The organism is Paraburkholderia sp. Ac-20340 (assembly GCF_017104965.1).
Lineage (GTDB): Bacteria > Pseudomonadota > Gammaproteobacteria > Burkholderiales > Burkholderiaceae > Paraburkholderia.
In genome coordinates this window covers 51,878-67,136 of the sequence record NZ_JAAGPR010000030.1, presented here as the reverse complement: position 1 = coordinate 67,136, position 15,259 = coordinate 51,878, and the positions used below count along the sequence as shown (strand labels likewise).

General features: G+C 63.6%; 15 protein-coding genes. 7 read left to right on the top strand and 8 right to left on the bottom strand.

Annotated elements, in window-relative coordinates; all coding sequences use genetic code 11:
* Window positions 1–200: 200 nt before the first annotated feature.
* Window positions 201–470, bottom strand: coding sequence for a 30S ribosomal protein S15 (gene rpsO, locus G3N59_RS28690; protein WP_027795476.1), 270 nt, complete (start codon window positions 468–470; stop codon window positions 201–203).
* Between the two features lie 162 nt (window positions 471–632).
* Complete coding sequence (locus G3N59_RS28685) at window positions 633–1,928, bottom strand: branched-chain amino acid ABC transporter substrate-binding protein (RefSeq protein ID WP_205986206.1); 1,296 nt, start codon at window positions 1,926–1,928, stop codon at window positions 633–635.
* A 313-nt stretch (window positions 1,929–2,241) separates the two neighbouring features.
* On the opposite strand from G3N59_RS28685, the gene G3N59_RS28680 reads away from it, so the two are divergent.
* Window positions 2,242–2,700 carry a hypothetical protein gene (locus G3N59_RS28680; RefSeq protein WP_241024364.1) on the top strand — a complete coding sequence of 153 codons (459 nt, stop codon included), beginning with the start codon at window positions 2,242–2,244 and terminating at the stop codon, window positions 2,698–2,700.
* A 112-nt stretch (window positions 2,701–2,812) separates the two neighbouring features.
* Here G3N59_RS28680 and G3N59_RS28675 read toward each other — a convergent pair whose 3' ends face one another.
* The 6 genes from G3N59_RS28675 to G3N59_RS28650 form a co-directional block, all read right to left on the bottom strand.
* A complete protein-coding gene (locus tag G3N59_RS28675) occupies window positions 2,813–4,360 on the bottom strand; it encodes a 2-isopropylmalate synthase (protein ID WP_205986205.1) in 1,548 nt (515 codons plus the stop codon).
* Window positions 4,361–4,671: 311 nt separating this feature from the next.
* On the bottom strand, window positions 4,672–5,547 hold the full coding sequence (gene pssA, locus G3N59_RS28670) for a CDP-diacylglycerol--serine O-phosphatidyltransferase (RefSeq protein ID WP_205986204.1): 876 nt from the start codon (window positions 5,545–5,547) through the stop codon (window positions 4,672–4,674).
* Between the two features lie 11 nt (window positions 5,548–5,558).
* Window positions 5,559–6,212 (bottom strand): phosphatidylserine decarboxylase, encoded by a 654-nt coding sequence (locus G3N59_RS28665; protein ID WP_167069875.1) that lies wholly within the window; start codon window positions 6,210–6,212, stop codon window positions 5,559–5,561.
* Between the two features lie 146 nt (window positions 6,213–6,358).
* Entirely contained in the window at window positions 6,359–7,375 is a 1,017-nt protein-coding gene (ilvC, locus tag G3N59_RS28660; RefSeq protein WP_167069873.1) for a ketol-acid reductoisomerase, read from the bottom strand.
* A gap of 118 nt (window positions 7,376–7,493) precedes the next feature.
* Complete coding sequence (gene ilvN, locus G3N59_RS28655) at window positions 7,494–7,985, bottom strand: acetolactate synthase small subunit (protein ID WP_027795483.1); 492 nt, start codon at window positions 7,983–7,985, stop codon at window positions 7,494–7,496.
* A gap of 115 nt (window positions 7,986–8,100) precedes the next feature.
* Window positions 8,101–9,876 carry an acetolactate synthase 3 catalytic subunit gene (locus G3N59_RS28650; RefSeq protein ID WP_205986244.1) on the bottom strand — a complete coding sequence of 592 codons (1,776 nt, stop codon included), beginning with the start codon at window positions 9,874–9,876 and terminating at the stop codon, window positions 8,101–8,103.
* A 556-nt stretch (window positions 9,877–10,432) separates the two neighbouring features.
* Between G3N59_RS28650 and G3N59_RS28645 the strand changes: the two genes are divergently transcribed.
* The 6 genes from G3N59_RS28645 (at window position 10,433) to G3N59_RS28620 (ending at window position 15,246) form a co-directional block, all read left to right on the top strand.
* Window positions 10,433–10,996, top strand: a complete 564-nt coding sequence (locus tag G3N59_RS28645; protein ID WP_205986203.1) for an RNA polymerase sigma factor — start codon at window positions 10,433–10,435, stop codon at window positions 10,994–10,996.
* On the top strand, window positions 10,993–11,421 hold the full coding sequence (locus G3N59_RS28640) for a DUF3619 family protein (RefSeq protein WP_205986202.1): 429 nt from the start codon (window positions 10,993–10,995) through the stop codon (window positions 11,419–11,421). The genes G3N59_RS28645 and G3N59_RS28640 overlap by 4 nt, the downstream gene beginning before the upstream one ends.
* Window positions 11,422–11,437: 16 nt before the next feature.
* Window positions 11,438–12,253, top strand: a complete 816-nt coding sequence (locus G3N59_RS28635; RefSeq protein ID WP_205986201.1) for a DUF3106 domain-containing protein — start codon at window positions 11,438–11,440, stop codon at window positions 12,251–12,253.
* A 217-nt stretch (window positions 12,254–12,470) separates the two neighbouring features.
* Window positions 12,471–12,944 (top strand): RDD family protein, encoded by a 474-nt coding sequence (locus G3N59_RS28630; protein WP_205986243.1) that lies wholly within the window; start codon window positions 12,471–12,473, stop codon window positions 12,942–12,944.
* A 235-nt stretch (window positions 12,945–13,179) separates the two neighbouring features.
* Window positions 13,180–14,130, top strand: a complete 951-nt coding sequence (locus tag G3N59_RS28625; RefSeq protein ID WP_205986200.1) for a UDP-2,3-diacylglucosamine diphosphatase — start codon at window positions 13,180–13,182, stop codon at window positions 14,128–14,130.
* 84 nt (window positions 14,131–14,214) lie between these two features.
* Window positions 14,215–15,246, top strand: coding sequence for a glycosyltransferase family 1 protein (locus G3N59_RS28620; RefSeq protein WP_205986199.1), 1,032 nt, complete (start codon window positions 14,215–14,217; stop codon window positions 15,244–15,246).
* The last annotated feature ends 13 nt before the right edge of the window (window positions 15,247–15,259 follow it).

Genomic DNA, 15,259 nt, shown 5'->3' with positions numbered 1-15,259 from the left:
CGCACGATGCGATGGAATGACACAAAACTCTGCCCCGTGGCCCGGTCCTGCTGCTGTTGTGCTGCCAGCTACGACGGTGTACTGCCCTGTACTACATGTCCTGCCCTACCCGGCACGCATCGCGAGAAGCGTACCGTTCAAAAACAAAATGCCTGTATCAGTGGAACTGACACAGGCATCTTTCTGGAAGACCCTTCCGGTTACTTGCGCAGACCCAGCTTTTCGATCAGTGCGCGGTAACGGTCAGCGTCCTTGCCCTTCAGGTAGTCGAGCAGCTTACGGCGGCGGCTCACCATACGCAGCAGACCGCGGCGGCTGTGGTGGTCCTTCGCGTGCGACTTGAAGTGGCCGGTCAGTTCGTTGATACGCGACGTCAGGAGTGCAACCTGAACTTCGGGGGAACCCGTGTCGCCGGTGCCGCGCGCGAATTGCGCGACGATGTCGGACTTCTTGATATCTGCTACGGACATTTTGCTTTTCCTTTAAAACAAACGAGCGGTCACGGAAGAAAGGCCGTGCCGTGCTTGATTCTTGATCAGTTCACCCGCCACGAAATATGGCGAGTCCGGCATTGTAGCACAGCCACATCGGGCCGCGAGCCGCCTGGCTTCGGCGGCAAACTACGGCACACCTTATGGACGCGTCATCCTGCAGGTCGTGGCAGGCACGGTGCGCCCGGCAGGCAGCGCCAGTACCGTGCGGAAACCGTAGCCCGAGCCCTCGTTGTCGAAACGCACGCCGGACGTGCCCTGCCTGTCCATCTGCATGACGTAAAGGGGCTGGATCATCTGATGATCGTCGGCGCGCATCCACATCGGGTGGAAGCCGTTGTCGAAACGCATGCCTTCCAGCGCCTTCGCCACCGCCTCGGGTTGAGCCGAACCGGCCTTGCGCATGGCCTGCGCGAGGATTTCGACCAGCATCTCCATGCGCAGCACCGGATAGTCGTCCTGCGCCGCCGGATAGCGCGCGCGGAACGCCTGATACCACGCGTCGGAGGCCGCGCCGCCCGCATTCGGGTGCCAGTCGGCCACCGCGATCACGCGCTTGACGCCCGCATCGCCGAGCGCAGCAGGCGCGCCCAGGCTGTTGCCATAGAACGTGTAGAAGCGCGTATCGAGCCCCTGTTCACGCGCCGCTTTCACGAGCAGCGTCAGGTCGTTGCCCCAGTTGCCGGTGATGACGGCATCGGCGCCCGACGCGCGAATCTTGGCGATATACGGCGCGAAATCCTTCACGCGGCCGATCGGATGAAACTCGTCGCCCACCACGGCGATGTCCGGGCGCTGCTTGCCCAGCGCGGCGCGCGCAAGCGTGCTGACGTCGTGGCCGAAGCTGTAGTCCTGGTTGAGCAGATAGACCTTCTTCACCGATTTATCGGCGGCGATCACATCGGCGAGCGCGTCCATGCGCATGCCCGCGTGGGCGTCGAAGCGGAAGTGCCAGAAGCTGCAGTTGGCGTTGGTGAGCGCGGGATCGTCGGCGGAATAGTTGAGGAACAGTTCGCGGTTATCGGGCTCGCGCGCGTTCTGACGGTCGATCGCCGAGAGCAGCGCCGCCGCCACCGCCGAGCTATTGCCCTGCATGACAAAGCCGATATGCCGATCCTGCGCCGCGCGTAGCTGCATCAGCGCGGCTTCGGTGCTGCCCTTGCTGTCGAGCACGACCAGTTCGAGCGGATGACGCCCGTCGGCCAGCGCCACGCCGCCCGCCGCGTTCACGCGCTCCACGCCAAAACGCAGATTGCGCTCGACGGCTGCGCCCGCATCGGCGAAAGGCCCCGACATGCCTTCGATCAGCGCGAGCTGGATCGGCTTGCCCGTGGGTGCGTCGGCCGCCTGCGCCACGGGAGCGACCAACGCAAGCACGCCTGCCGCTGCGAACGTAGCCGCCGCACGCGTAAATTGGGCCAGGATCGGTGCCTTCATGCGCTCATTCCTCGTTTGCTGTGTCTGCCTCAGACGAAGCGCGGATCATAGGACGTCCGTGCGCGCCGCCGCAAGCCCGAAAGCGCCCATCGGCCCTCCCTGCGAAATCGCGGCGTGTCAGAATAACGGTTCCATAACTGGTTTCGACTGCGGGTTTCAACCCGCTCGAAATCGCGCCGCGTCCGATCATGCGTGAAGCGCGCGCCCGGGAGACTTCATGCTCAACCGCCTTTCCTTTGCGCTGGCCGCTGGCCTCGCCCATCTGCCGCTGGCGAATTCGCGCCGCGCGCTCGTCGCCGGACTTGGCGCACTGATGCTTGCCGGCTGCGCGCAGCCCTGGCAACAGTTCCACGCCGGCGACGACGCCCAGGCCGTGGTCGCCCGCTTCGGCCAGCCGCAAGAGGTCTACGATCTGCCCGACGGCGGCAAGCGCCTGATGTGGCCAACCCAGCCGATGGGCGAAACCACGGTAGCCGCCGACATCGACGGCAGCGGCAAGGTCGTCAACGTGCGCCAGGTGCTGCAGCCCAACGAGTTCTACAAGGCCGAAATCGGCAAGTGGACGCGCACCGACGTGCTCACCAACTTCGGCCGCCCCGAGGAAACCGCCTACTTCCCGCTGATGAAAAAGGAAGCGTGGACCTATCGCTATCTGGAAGACAACGTCTGGTACATGCTCTACAGCTTCTACTTCGACGATCAGGGCATCCTGCGTCTCACGCAGAAAACGCCCGACCCGCTGCACGACCCGGATGTGCGCAGCCGCTTCTAGGCGCCGCGACCCCAGGCGGACAGCAGGCCGCCCCCAGCCCGCCTGAAAGACAAAACCCCCGCACTCTCGCGAGTACGGGGGTTTTTTATCGGCAGCGCGAATGCCGCAGCGCTTACGAACGCTGCGGATTGAGCTTGTCGTTATCCGAATGCAGCTTGTTGAGCGCCGAGATATACGCCTTCGCCGAAGCCGCGACGATATCCGGATCGGTGCCCACACCGTTGACGATACGGCCGGCCTTCGACAGACGCACCGTCACTTCGCCCTGCGCCTGCGTACCGGTCGTGATCGCGTTCACCGAGTACAGCAGCAGTTCCGAACCGCTGCCCACTTCGGTTTCGATCGCGTTGAACGTCGCGTCGACCGGACCGTTGCCAGCCGCTTCGCCCGTGACTTCCGAACCATCGGCCGAGAACACGATGCGTGCGTGCGGACGCTCGCCGGTTTCCGAGCGCTGCGAGAGCGACACGAACTTGTAGTGTTCCTTCTCGTGCGCTTCAGCGGATTCTTCGGTGACGATCGCGATGATGTCTTCGTCGAAGATTTCGGACTTGCGATCGGCCAGTTCCTTGAAGCGTGCGAACGCGCTGTTGAGTTCGGCTTCGCTGTCGAGCGCGATGCCGAGTTCCTGCAGACGCTGCTTGAACGCATTGCGGCCCGAAAGCTTGCCGAGCACGATCTTGTTCGCGGTCCAGCCCACATCTTCCGCGCGCATGATTTCGTAGGTGTCGCGCGCCTTGAGCACGCCGTCCTGGTGGATGCCCGAAGCGTGCGCGAACGCGTTTGCGCCCACGACTGCCTTGTTCGGCTGCACCACGAAACCGGTGATCTGCGAGACGAGCTTCGAAGCCGGCACGATCTGCGACGTATCGATGCCGAGATCGAGGCCGAAGTAGTCCTTGCGGGTCTTCACCGCCATGACGATTTCTTCGAGCGAGGTATTGCCCGCGCGCTCGCCCAGACCGTTGATCGTGCACTCGACCTGACGCGCACCGCCGATCTGCACGCCGGCCAGCGAGTTCGCCACGGCCATGCCGAGGTCGTTATGGCAGTGCACCGAGAACACGGCCTTGTCGGAATTCGGAATGCGCTCGCGCAGCGTCTTCACGAGGTTGCCGTAGAGTTCCGGCACGCCGTAGCCGACCGTATCGGCGATATTGATCGTGGTCGCCCCTTCCGCGATGACCGCTTCGAGCACGCGGCACAGGAAGTCCATGTCCGAGCGGCTGCCGTCTTCCGGCGAGAATTCCACGTCGTTGGTGAACTTGCGCGCGAAACGCACGGCGAGCTTCGCCTGCTCCAGCACCTGCTCCGGCGACATGCGCAGCTTCTTCTCCATGTGCAGCGGCGACGTGGCGATGAAGGTGTGAATGCGGAAGTGGTCGGCGGGCTTGAGCGCGTCGGCGGCGCGCTGGATGTCCTTGTCGTTGGCGCGGGCGAGCGAACAGATCGTGCTGTCCTTCACCAGGCCCGCGATCGTGTGGATCGCGTCGAAGTCGCCGTTCGAGCTGGCCGCGAAGCCGGCTTCGATGATGTCGACTTTCATCCGCTCGAGCTGCTTCGCGATGCGGATCTTCTCTTCCTTCGTCATCGACGCACCAGGCGACTGCTCGCCGTCACGCAACGTCGTATCGAAAATGATGAGCTTGTCTGCTGCCATTTTGGGTCTCCGGGGGGACTTGTTCAGTGTCTAAAAACGGATTTTGGGTGTTCGCGCCACCGATGGCGACGCTGACAATGAACGAGGCTTACGGAGGGCGAGCGAGATCAGCGCGGCAGGCGCGCTAGCGCTAGCGTGCGTAGGGGCGCGCCGGCTTGAAGGGAGAAGAAGGGGAACTGGATGCTGTCCATCAGCCGACTATAGCCGGATTCGGGCGATAGCGCAATCCGGGTGCGACCGCGATGTGTGCCGCCAAAACAAAAAGGGCCGCGCGAGTGCGCAGCCCTTTGGATGACATCAATCGATGCGCCCTAGCGCTCCCGAGGCGACGAGCGCGCCGGGTTATGACGCCCGCGCAGCGACTGCCAGCCCCAGAAGACATAGCCCGACAGGCCGTACAGCACGAACAGGCCGAACAGCATCAGCGGCGGATCGGACGACACCAGCACGAACGCCACCACCACCAGCAGCGTGGCCGCGAACGGCACGCGATGCCGCACGTCGAGCGCCTTGCCGCTGTAGAACGGCGCGTTCGACACCATCGTCACGCCCGCGTAGATCGTCAGCACGAAGGCGACCCACGGCAGCCAGGACAGCTTCACCGGCACGCGGTTGTCGGTGGCGAGCCACACGAAACCGGCGATCAGCGCGGCCGCAGCCGGGCTGGGCAGGCCCTGGAAGAAACGCTTGTCCACCGAACCGATGTTGGTATTGAAGCGCGCAAGACGCAGCGCCGCGCCCGAGCAGTAGACGAAGGCCGCAAGCCAGCCCCAGCGCCCGAGATCCTTGAGCACCCACTCGTACATCACGAGCGCCGGCGCCACGCCGAACGAGACCATGTCCGACAGACTGTCGAACTGCTCGCCGAATGCGCTCTGCGAATGCGTCATGCGCGCCACACGCCCGTCCATGCCGTCGAGCACCATGGCCACGAAGATGGCGATGGCCGCCACTTCGAAGCGCACATTCATGGCCTGCACGACCGCAAAGAAGCCGCAGAACAGCGCGGCCGTCGTGAACGCATTGGGCAGCAGATAGATGCCGCGCTTCTTCAGGAATTCCTGGCGCGCGGCGCGGCGACCCGCCGCCGGCCCCACGGATTCCTGCACCGCCTTGTTGCGGCGGAACGGGCGCGGCAGCGGTGCGCCGCCGGGATTACGGGGTCGACGCGGTTTGAGTCCGGCCATCGCTACCCTCCTTATGCCGATTGGGTCGGCAGTTCAGCGAGGATCGTCGACGAGGCAGACACCTTCTCGCCGATCGACACGCGCGGACGGCTGCCCACCGGCAGATACACGTCGACGCGCGAGCCGAAGCGGATAAAGCCATAGCGCTGGCCGCGCGAGAGCGGCTCGCCTGCGCGCACGTAGCAGAGAATACGGCGCGCGATCAGACCGGCGATCTGGACCGAGGTGACGGTCGTGCCGTCCGCCATCGTCAGCACGACGGCGTTGCGTTCGTTCTCGGTCGACGCCTTGTCGATGGCGGCGTTCAGGTACGCGCCCGGGAAGTACTCGACCTTGGCGACGGCGCCGTCCACCGGCGAGCGCTGCGAGTGCACGTTGAAAACGTTCATGAACACGCTGATCTTCAGCGCTTCACGGTTGGCATACGGATCGTGCGCGGTTTCGACCGCAACGATGCGACCGTCGGCCGGGCACAGCACGGCATTGGCCTGGGTGGGGATCGGGCGCGGCGGATCGCGGAAGAACTGAACGACGAAGATCGTGATGAGCCAGAACGGCCAGGCGTATCCGAAGCCTGCGACCGCATGGATCAAGAGCGTCACGACGGCCGCAATGGCGATGAACGGCCAGCCTTCGCGCGCGATGATCGGATGAGGGTAATTCATAGTGGCTTCGCTATTATTTTGAAAACCGTAGCATAGCAAAAGCCGCCCAGGCTTCATCCCACCTGGGCGGCTTTTGTTGAATCCGATCGGGTATGAGGGCTGCGCAGCGGTTAAACCGCACAGCCACTCAGAGCAAAACCGTCAGATTAGTTCTTCGACTGGTCGACCAGCTTGTTTGCAGCGATCCACGGCATCATCGCGCGCAGCTTTGCACCGACCGTTTCGATCTGGTGCTCGGCGCCCAGGCGGCGGCGCGATTGCAGCGTCGGTGCGCCGGCCTTGTTTTCCAGGATGAAGCTCTTGGCGTATTCGCCGGTCTGGATGTCCTTCAGGACTTCCTTCATGACCTTCTTCGTCTCCGACGTGACGACGCGCGGGCCGGTCACGTACTCGCCGTATTCGGCGTTGTTCGAGATCGAGTAGTTCATGTTGGCGATGCCGCCTTCATAGATCAGGTCGACGATCAGCTTCAGTTCGTGCAGGCACTCGAAGTACGCCATTTCCGGCGCGTAGCCCGCTTCCACCAGCGTTTCGAAGCCAGCCTTGATCAGCTCGACCGTACCGCCGCACAGAACTGCCTGTTCGCCGAACAGGTCGGTTTCCGTTTCTTCGCGGAAGTTCGTTTCGATGATGCCGGCACGGCCGCCGCCGTTCGCTGCTGCGTACGACAGGGCGATGTCACGTGCTGCGCCCGACTTGTCCTGGTGGACAGCGATCAGGTGGGGCACACCGCCGCCTTGCGAGTACGTACCGCGAACCGTGTGGCCCGGAGCCTTCGGCGCGATCATGATGACGTCCAGATCAGCGCGCGGGATCACAGCGCCGTAGTGAACGTTGAAGCCGTGCGCGAATGCGAGGGCTGCGCCGTTCTTGATGTTCGCGTGGACTTCCTTCGCGTAGACATCGGCGATCTGCTCGTCCGGCAGGAGCATCATGACGACGTCAGCGCTCTTCACCGCTTCGGCCACTTCCTTGACCTGCAGGCCGGCGTTCTCAGCCTTGCTCCACGATGCGCCGTTCTTGCGCAGACCGACCGTGACGTTCACGCCGCTGTCTTTCAGGTTCAGCGCGTGTGCGTGGCCTTGCGAGCCGTAACCGATGATCGTGACCTGCTTGCCCTTGATGAGGGAGAGATCGGCGTCCTTGTCGTAGAAAACTTTCATGTTGGTTCCTTGGCGAGAGTCTGGTGAATTTCGGTACTGCTATTAGCTTGTGCTGCGCTGGATGCGTCTTGAAGAGCGCATCCAGTCAAGTTTCGGTGCAAGATCGACTGTGGTCGGGTTACACCTTCAGAATGCGCTCTCCGCGCCCGATGCCCGAGCCGCCCGTGCGGACGGTTTCGAGAATCGCGGTGGCGTCGATCGCCTCGATGAACGCGTCGAGCTTGTCGCTCGCACCCGTCAGTTCGATCGTGTAGGTCTTTTCCGTGACGTCGATGATGCGACCGCGGAAAATGTCCGCCATCCGTTTCATCTCCTCACGTTCCTTCCCAACCGCCCTTACCTTGATCAGCATCAGCTCGCGTTCGATGTGGGCGCCCTCGGTAAGGTCGACCACTTTCACCACCTCGATCAGGCGGTTCAGATGCTTCGTGATCTGTTCGATCACGTCGTCCGAGCCAATGGAAACGATGGTCATGCGCGACAGCGAACGGTCTTCGGTCGGCGCCACCGTCAAGGTTTCAATGTTGTAGCCGCGTGCGGAGAACAGACCGACCACGCGCGACAGCGCGCCCGGCTCGTTTTCCAGCAGAACGGAAATAATGTGTCTCATGATGTGATCCGCGATTTATCCAGTTGAGCGTGACTGCCGCCCTTCCCCGCGAGCCCGCGCGCCCTTTGTGTGAGCGCGCGCCGCGCGAGGTCGAAACGGCGCCGTGCAAATACCGTTACAGGTCTTCCGAACCGAGCAGCATCTCGGTGATGCCCTTGCCGGCCTGAACCATCGGCCAGACGTTTTCGGAAGGGTCGGTCTGGAAATCGAGGAACACCGTGCGGTCCTTCAAACGCAGCGCTTCCTTGAGCGCCGGTTCGACGTCCGCGGTCTTTTCGATCCGCATGCCGACGTGGCCGTACGCTTCGGCGAGCTTCACGAAGTCAGGCAGCGCATCCATGTACGAATGCGAATAGCGCTTGCTGTATTCGATCTGCTGCCACTGGCGGACCATGCCGAGGTAGCGGTTATTCAGCGAAATGATCTTCACGGGCGTGTCGTACTGCTTGCAGGTCGACAGCTCCTGAATACACATCTGGATCGAGCCTTCGCCCGTGATGCACAGCACGTCGTCGTCCGGGTGCGCCATCTTCACGCCCATCGCCGCCGGCAGGCCGAAGCCCATCGTGCCGAGACCGCCGGAGTTGATCCAGCGGCGCGGCTGGTTGAAGCGGTAGAACTGCGCAGCCCACATCTGGTGCTGGCCGACGTCCGAACACACGAACGCGTTGCCGCCCGTGAGTTCCCACGCCTTTTCCACCACGTACTGCGGCTTGATGATGTCGCTCGAACGGTCGAACTTCAGGCAGTTCTTCTCGCGCCAGCCTTCGATGTCCTTCCACCAGTCGGCGAGCGCCGCCGTATCGGGGCCGTGTTCGGCGTGCTGAAGCTGCTCGATGAGCTCCTTGAGCACTTCCTTGACGTCGCCGACGATGGGGATATCGACCTTCACACGCTTCGAGATCGACGACGGGTCGATGTCGATGTGAATGATCTTGCGCGGACGCGAGGCGAAGTGCGCCGGATCGCCGATCACACGGTCGTCGAAGCGCGCACCGATGGCGATCAGCACGTCGCAGTGCTGCATGGCCATGTTGGCTTCGTAGGTGCCGTGCATGCCGAGCATGCCGAGGAACTTGCGGTCGCTTGCGCGATAGCCGCCCAGACCCATCAGCGTGTTCGTGACCGGGTAGCCGAGCAGATCGGCGAACTGGTTGAGTTCGCGCGACGCATCCGCGAGGATGATGCCGCCGCCGGTGTAGATATACGGACGCTTGGCCGAGAGGAGCAGCGAAACCGCCTTGCGGATCTGCCCCGAGTGGCCTTTGGTGACCGGGTTGTACGAGCGCAGCGCGACGTTCTTCACCGGTTCATACGCGCACGGCGTCTTCGACACGTCCTTCGGAATGTCGATCAGCACGGGGCCGGGACGGCCGGTGCGCGCAATGTAGAAAGCTTTTTTGACGGTAGCGGCGAGATCGCGCACGTCCTTCACGAGGAAGTTGTGCTTCACGCAGGGACGCGTGATGCCGACCGTATCGCACTCCTGGAAGGCGTCCTGACCAATCGCGGCGGTAGGCACCTGGCCGCTGATGATCACCATCGGGATCGAATCCATATAGGCCGTCGCGATGCCCGTCACCGCATTGGTGACGCCAGGTCCCGAGGTCACGAGACACACGCCGACATTACCGGTCGAACGCGCGTAGGCGTCGGCCGCATGCACGGCTGCCTGTTCGTGGCGCACGAGAACGTGCTGGATCTTGTCCTGCTTGTACAGCTCGTCGTAGATGTAGAGTACCGAGCCGCCGGGATAACCCCAAATGAATTCGACCTGCTCGTCGGCGAGCGCCTTCATCAGCACGGTTCCGCCGATGGAGTTTTGAGCTTGAGGGTCAGATTCTTGCGAAGAGGGGACCGACGTGGAGAATTCCGCGCTGGGCATATTCATCATTCACCTTTCGAATTTTCGGCAAAAAATTGATCGGGTGCTCTCTGCCGGGCTTGTGGCTCGGGTTCAAGCGGCGCGTCCAGTTGACAGATGAGCCTCATGGGCCACACCTGAATTGAGACAAGTCACTTATGTTGCGAACCGTCGAAGATAGCGGCTCGAAAGCATTCGGTCAAGCGCTTATTTTGTATTCCGCTCGCATCGGGAATAAACGTTGCGGGCGCGACGAATTTGCCCCGAATTCGCGATGGGTCCACAATCGGACCACTTGCGAACCGGTGGCATCTGTCATCAACCCGCCCTTAAGATACGCACCCCATACACGCCCGCCAGTCGCTCGAGGCAAGATAAACGCAAGCCAGCCGCAAGGATGATGCAAAATCCTCCAAAGCCCGCTGAAAGCGGCGTTTATGCGTTATGCAAGCCTGAAAGCAAAGGGCAAGCAAACGTCTGGCCGGACTGCTCCCCCGCTTGCACGAAAATTTGCTAGCATCCGCGGGTTTTACGACATTTTTCGAACGATTACGCGTACGCTGGTGGCGGCGCCCTGCAACGGATGGCATCAGACAAGGAACTCGCCGATTTCCTGGCGGGCGTCGAAAGACGCGCGTTCAAGCAGACGGTCTACGCCGTGCGCGACGACGATGCGTCGCTCGATATCGTGCAGGACGCGATGATCAAGCTCGCGGAAAAATACGGAGACCGCCCGCCTGCCGAACTCCCCCTGCTCTTCCAGCGTATTTTGCAAAATACGATGCACGACTATTTTCGTCGGCAGAAAGTACGCAATACGTGGGTGAGCCTTTTCTCGTCACTCGGCGGCGCCGACGACGAGGAGTTCGACATTCTCGAAACCTTCGAGTCGCAATCGGGCTCGCCCGGCGTCGAGAGCAGCGAACAGCAATTCGAGCGCGAACAGGTCCTCAAGCTGATCGAAGAAGAAATCCAGAAATTACCGGCACGTCAACGGGAGGCGTTTCTGATGCGTTACTGGGAAGATATGGATGTCGCCGAAACCGCCGCCGCCATGGGTTGCTCCGAAGGTAGCGTGAAAACGCACTGTTCGCGGGCGACCCACACGCTGGCTCAGGCGCTCAAGGCCAAAGGAATCACGCTATGAGCTCCGCTCTCGAACACAAAGAACTTGAGTTCGTGCAGGGGATGCGTCGCGCGCTCGACGAAAGCGCGGCCAACCTGCCGTCCTCCACCACTGTCCGCCTTACCGCTGCCCGCAAGGCCGCGCTCGCCCGCAAGAAGGCCGAGCCGGTGCTCGTGCGCGTGCCGTCGCTGGCCGCAGCGGGTGTCGGTAACATCGGCGCGCTGCCGGGTGGCTTGCCGCCGCGCCGCCGCTCGGCGCTGGCGCGCTTCGCGCTGGCCTGGCCGCTGGCTGCACTGGTCGCCGGCCTGTTCGCGATTGCCTATTTCGAAGACCAACAACGCACCGCAGAACTCGCCGATATCGATGCGGCCATGCTGAGCGACGATCTGCCGCTCACGGCCTATCTCGATCATGGGTTCAATGCGTACCTGACGCGCGCGCACTAAGCGGGGGATTGACGGGGTGAGTTACAAGCGCGGCCTGGCCGTAGTCATCGGATGCGTGGTCACGGCCCTGGTGTCGTATGCGGCAACGTATCCGCGCTTTCATCCCGAGCTGTCGGCGCCGGAATCGGCCGCCACTGCCGCGCCCGCACAGGGTCAGGCAACGGCCTCGGACGTCACTGTCGCCGCCGCAGCGCCTGCAGCGACCGGCAACGAGAATTCGGATAACCCGCTGTCCTGGTCGCGCCTGACCGACGCGCAGCGCACCGCGCTCGCGCCGTTTGCCAGCGAATGGGACAAATTCAGCGATGCGCGCAAGCGCAAATGGCTGCGAATCGCTGCGCGTTATCCGAAGATGACGCCCGATGTCCAAAAGCGCCTGCAGGAGCGCATGACCGAATGGGTCCGCATGACGCCCGAGCAGCGTCGCGTCGCACGCGAAAACTATCAGGTCTCGAAGGAACTGCCGCCGCAGGCCCGCCAGCGCGCGTGGAAGGCGTACCAGGAACTGTCCGAAGAGCAGAAAGCGAAGCTGGCTGCGACCGAGCGCCGTCGCCGTACCGTGGTGAGCGCGCCGCCTAGCGGCAACAAGAGCGAAATCCGCGATATCGAGCGGCTCGTGAACGAACGCGAGCGTCGCGCCCGCGCGCGCACAGCAGCGGGGGCGTCCGCGCCTGCGCCTGCTGCGCCGGGACTGCCCGGCACGTCGGGGCAGCTCGCCGAGCCGCCCGCCACCGCCATGGCCGCCAGCATTCCCGCCGCCGGCAGCTTCGAACCGGCGATCCCCGTGCCGGTGTCGCCTGCCGAAGCGCCCGCCGCTTTCAAGGGTTCCTGAGCGGCCGCTTCGGCGTTGCCGGTCGAACAATTCCGCACGTTTTCCCGCGTTACTCGCGGCCGCCGTTCGCGGTTATGCTGACGGCGTCCCGTCCCTTTTGCGCTGCCCGGCGCCGTCCGGCGCTGCCCGGACGCCCTCGCGCCATCACGCCACCGTGACCGAACACGCCACCGCCGCGCCCGCTGTCACCTCGCTCCCGCCGCAAGCCCGGCCTGAAATTGTGCCGACGGTGCGCCGCCGCCTCGCCGCCCTGCTCTACGAAAGCGTCCTGCTGTTCGGTGTGATCTTTCTCGCCGGACTCGCCTTCAGCCTCGTTCTGCAACAGCGCAACGGCTACACGTATCACCGCCTGATGGCCGTGTGGATCGCTTTGGTGGCAGGCGCCTACTTCGTCGGCTTCTGGCGAAGCGGCGGCCAGACCTTGCCGATGAAAACCTGGCGTTTGCGCGTCGTCGGTCCAGATGGCGCACCGCCTTCGACCGGCCGCGCCGCGCTGCGCTACCTTGCCGCCTGGCTCTGGTTTCTGCCGCCGCTCGCCTTGCATCCGCTGCTGAATCTGAGCGTGCCGCACACGCTCGTGCTGACCGCGCTCTGGTGCATGCTCTGGGCCGCCAGCGCGCGCCTGAGCCATCGCCGCCAGTTCCCGCACGACCGCATCGCCGGCACGCGTATCGTCTGCGTGCCGCGCTGAAATCCCGCGCTGAAATCCGATCCGTAGCCCGCGCGCCACGTCATCAAAGCGTCACGACGCTGAGCGCACGCATCACGCCGACAGCCGGCTGCGGCCCGAGCGCCCCGCTCCGCGCGGCTGCATGCCCCGCCACCCTGCGCTAGCAAGGACTGCGTAACAAGACCTTCTTGTGAATGTCACGGCACCGTCACGGCCTCATGGCGCAATGCGCGTATTGCAACCTGCCGCGTGAGCCATGGCCCAGAAGACGTCCGCGACCCCACTTTTCCGGCAGACCACCGGTGCGGGTTCCGATCCCGCCGACTTCCACTCCGGTCCGAATACCGCGGCGTTCCCGACGCCGCCCCTGCCGCTGAAAGACACCGACTCCTCCGACTCGCACGACGACGATCACCCCGCCCCGCATCGCTACCGCACGATCTGGCTATCGGATATTCACCTCGGCACCAACGGCTGCCAGGCGAACTATCTGCTCGATTTCCTGCGCCATAACGAATCGGATTATCTGTACCTGGTGGGCGACATCATCGACGGATGGCAGTTGCGCAAAGGCTGGTTCTGGCCGCAGGCGCACAACGACGTCGTACAGAAAGTGCTGCGCAAGGCGCGCAAGGGCACCCAGGTGGTCTACATCCCCGGCAATCACGACGAAGGCGCGCGCCAGTTCTGCAATCTCGCGTTCGGCGATATCCACGTGCGCGAGGAAGCGTTCCACACGACGCTCGCCGGCAAGCGCCTGTGGGTCGTGCACGGCGATCTGTTCGACGGCGTGATCCAGCATGCCAAGTGGCTCGCGTATCTGGGCGACTCGGCCTACACCGTGATTCTCGTGCTCAACCGCTGGTTCAACCGCATCCGCGCGAAGATGGGCTTCCAGTACTGGTCGCTCTCGCAGTACCTCAAGCACCAGGTCAAGAACGCGGTGAACTTCATCTCCTCGTTCGAGCGCGTGATGACCGACGAAGCGCGTCGCCGCGGCTGCGACGGCGTGGTCTGCGGCCACATCCACAAGGCAGAGATCCGCGAGATCGACGGCGTGCTCTATTGCAACGACGGCGACTGGGTCGAAAGCCTTTCGGCGCTCGTCGAAACCTTCGAGGGCGAACTGCGCATCGTCTACTGGACGGTCATGAAGTCGCCGGAAGCCCAGGGCGCCTCGCGCAAGGCGCGCGTGAGCGCAGCCTGAATCGCCTGAATCGCCCGACGCACGCCAATCACACGCCATCCGCACAACCCAACGCAACACCCGAACCCCGAGGGCCGACGACCGATGAAAGTAATGATCGTGACCGATGCATGGGAGCCGCAGGTCAACGGCGTGGTACGGACCCTGAAGAACACGACGCGCGAGCTGCTCGCGCTCGGCCATCAGGTCGATCTGCTCACGCCGCTGGAATTCCGCACGATTCCGTGCCCGACCTATCCCGAGATCAAGCTCTCGCTGTTTCCCCGCCGCCATATGCGCGAGCGCATCGACGCCTTCGGCCCGGACGCGATCCACGTCGCCACCGAAGGCCCGCTCGGCCTCGCCGCGCGCCGCTATGCGATGGAGCACAACCTGCCGTTCACGACCGCTTATCACACGCGCTTTCCCGAGTACGTGCAGGCGCGCTTCGGCATTCCGCTGTCGGCGACTTATCGCTTCCTGCGCTGGTTCCACAAGCCCTCGCTCGCGGTCATGGCGCCCACGCCGGTCGTGAAAACCGACCTCGAAAAATTCGGCTTCACCAATGTCGTGCTGTGGACGCGCGGCGTCGATCTTGAAATCTTCGAGCCGATGGAATCGAAGGTGCTCAACACCGCGCGCCCGATCTTCCTCTACGTCGGCCGCGTGGCCGTCGAGAAGAACGTCGAAGCCTTCCTCAAGCTCGATCTGCCGGGTTCGAAGTGGGTCTGCGGCGAAGGCCCGGCGCTGGCCGAACTGAAGTCGCGCTATCCGCAGGCGAACTATCTGGGCGTGCTGAGCCAGCCGGAACTCGCCAAGGTCTACGCCGCCGCCGATGTCTTCGTGTTCCCGAGCCGCACCGACACCTTCGGCCTCGTGCTGCTCGAAGCACTGGCTTGCGGCACGCCGGTGGCCGCCTACCCCGTGACCGGCCCGATCGACGTGCTGGGCACGGGCAGCGCGGGCGCGATGAACGAGGATCTGCGCGAAGCCTGCCTCGAAGCGCTCAAGATCGAGCGCACCACGGCGCGGGCGTGGGCCGAGCGCTTCTCGTGGCACGCGGCGTCGGAGCAGTTCGCCTCGCACCTGAAGCCGCGCTCGCGCGCCACGGTGCAGGAAAGCAGCGCAGCGGCCTGAGCCTTAACCCGAA

What these genes read in the sequence shown, in the direction of transcription:
- rpsO (WP_027795476.1), bottom strand. Translation starts at nt 470, where the DNA reads ATGTCCGTAGCAGATATCAAGAAGTCCGACATCGTCGCGCAATTCGCG.
- G3N59_RS28685 (WP_205986206.1), bottom strand. Translation starts at nt 1,928, where the DNA reads ATGAAGGCACCGATCCTGGCCCAATTTACGCGTGCGGCGGCTACGTTC.
- G3N59_RS28680 (WP_241024364.1), top strand. Translation starts at nt 2,242, where the DNA reads ATGCTTGCCGGCTGCGCGCAGCCCTGGCAACAGTTCCACGCCGGCGAC.
- G3N59_RS28675 (WP_205986205.1), bottom strand. Translation starts at nt 4,360, where the DNA reads ATGGCAGCAGACAAGCTCATCATTTTCGATACGACGTTGCGTGACGGC.
- pssA (WP_205986204.1), bottom strand. Translation starts at nt 5,547, where the DNA reads ATGGCCGGACTCAAACCGCGTCGACCCCGTAATCCCGGCGGCGCACCG.
- G3N59_RS28665 (WP_167069875.1), bottom strand. Translation starts at nt 6,212, where the DNA reads ATGAATTACCCTCATCCGATCATCGCGCGCGAAGGCTGGCCGTTCATC.
- ilvC (WP_167069873.1), bottom strand. Translation starts at nt 7,375, where the DNA reads ATGAAAGTTTTCTACGACAAGGACGCCGATCTCTCCCTCATCAAGGGC.
- ilvN (WP_027795483.1), bottom strand. Translation starts at nt 7,985, where the DNA reads ATGAGACACATTATTTCCGTTCTGCTGGAAAACGAGCCGGGCGCGCTG.
- G3N59_RS28650 (WP_205986244.1), bottom strand. Translation starts at nt 9,876, where the DNA reads ATGAATATGCCCAGCGCGGAATTCTCCACGTCGGTCCCCTCTTCGCAA.
- G3N59_RS28645 (WP_205986203.1), top strand. Translation starts at nt 10,433, where the DNA reads ATGGCATCAGACAAGGAACTCGCCGATTTCCTGGCGGGCGTCGAAAGA.
- G3N59_RS28640 (WP_205986202.1), top strand. Translation starts at nt 10,993, where the DNA reads ATGAGCTCCGCTCTCGAACACAAAGAACTTGAGTTCGTGCAGGGGATG.
- G3N59_RS28625 (WP_205986200.1), top strand. Translation starts at nt 13,180, where the DNA reads ATGGCCCAGAAGACGTCCGCGACCCCACTTTTCCGGCAGACCACCGGT.
- G3N59_RS28620 (WP_205986199.1), top strand. Translation starts at nt 14,215, where the DNA reads ATGAAAGTAATGATCGTGACCGATGCATGGGAGCCGCAGGTCAACGGC.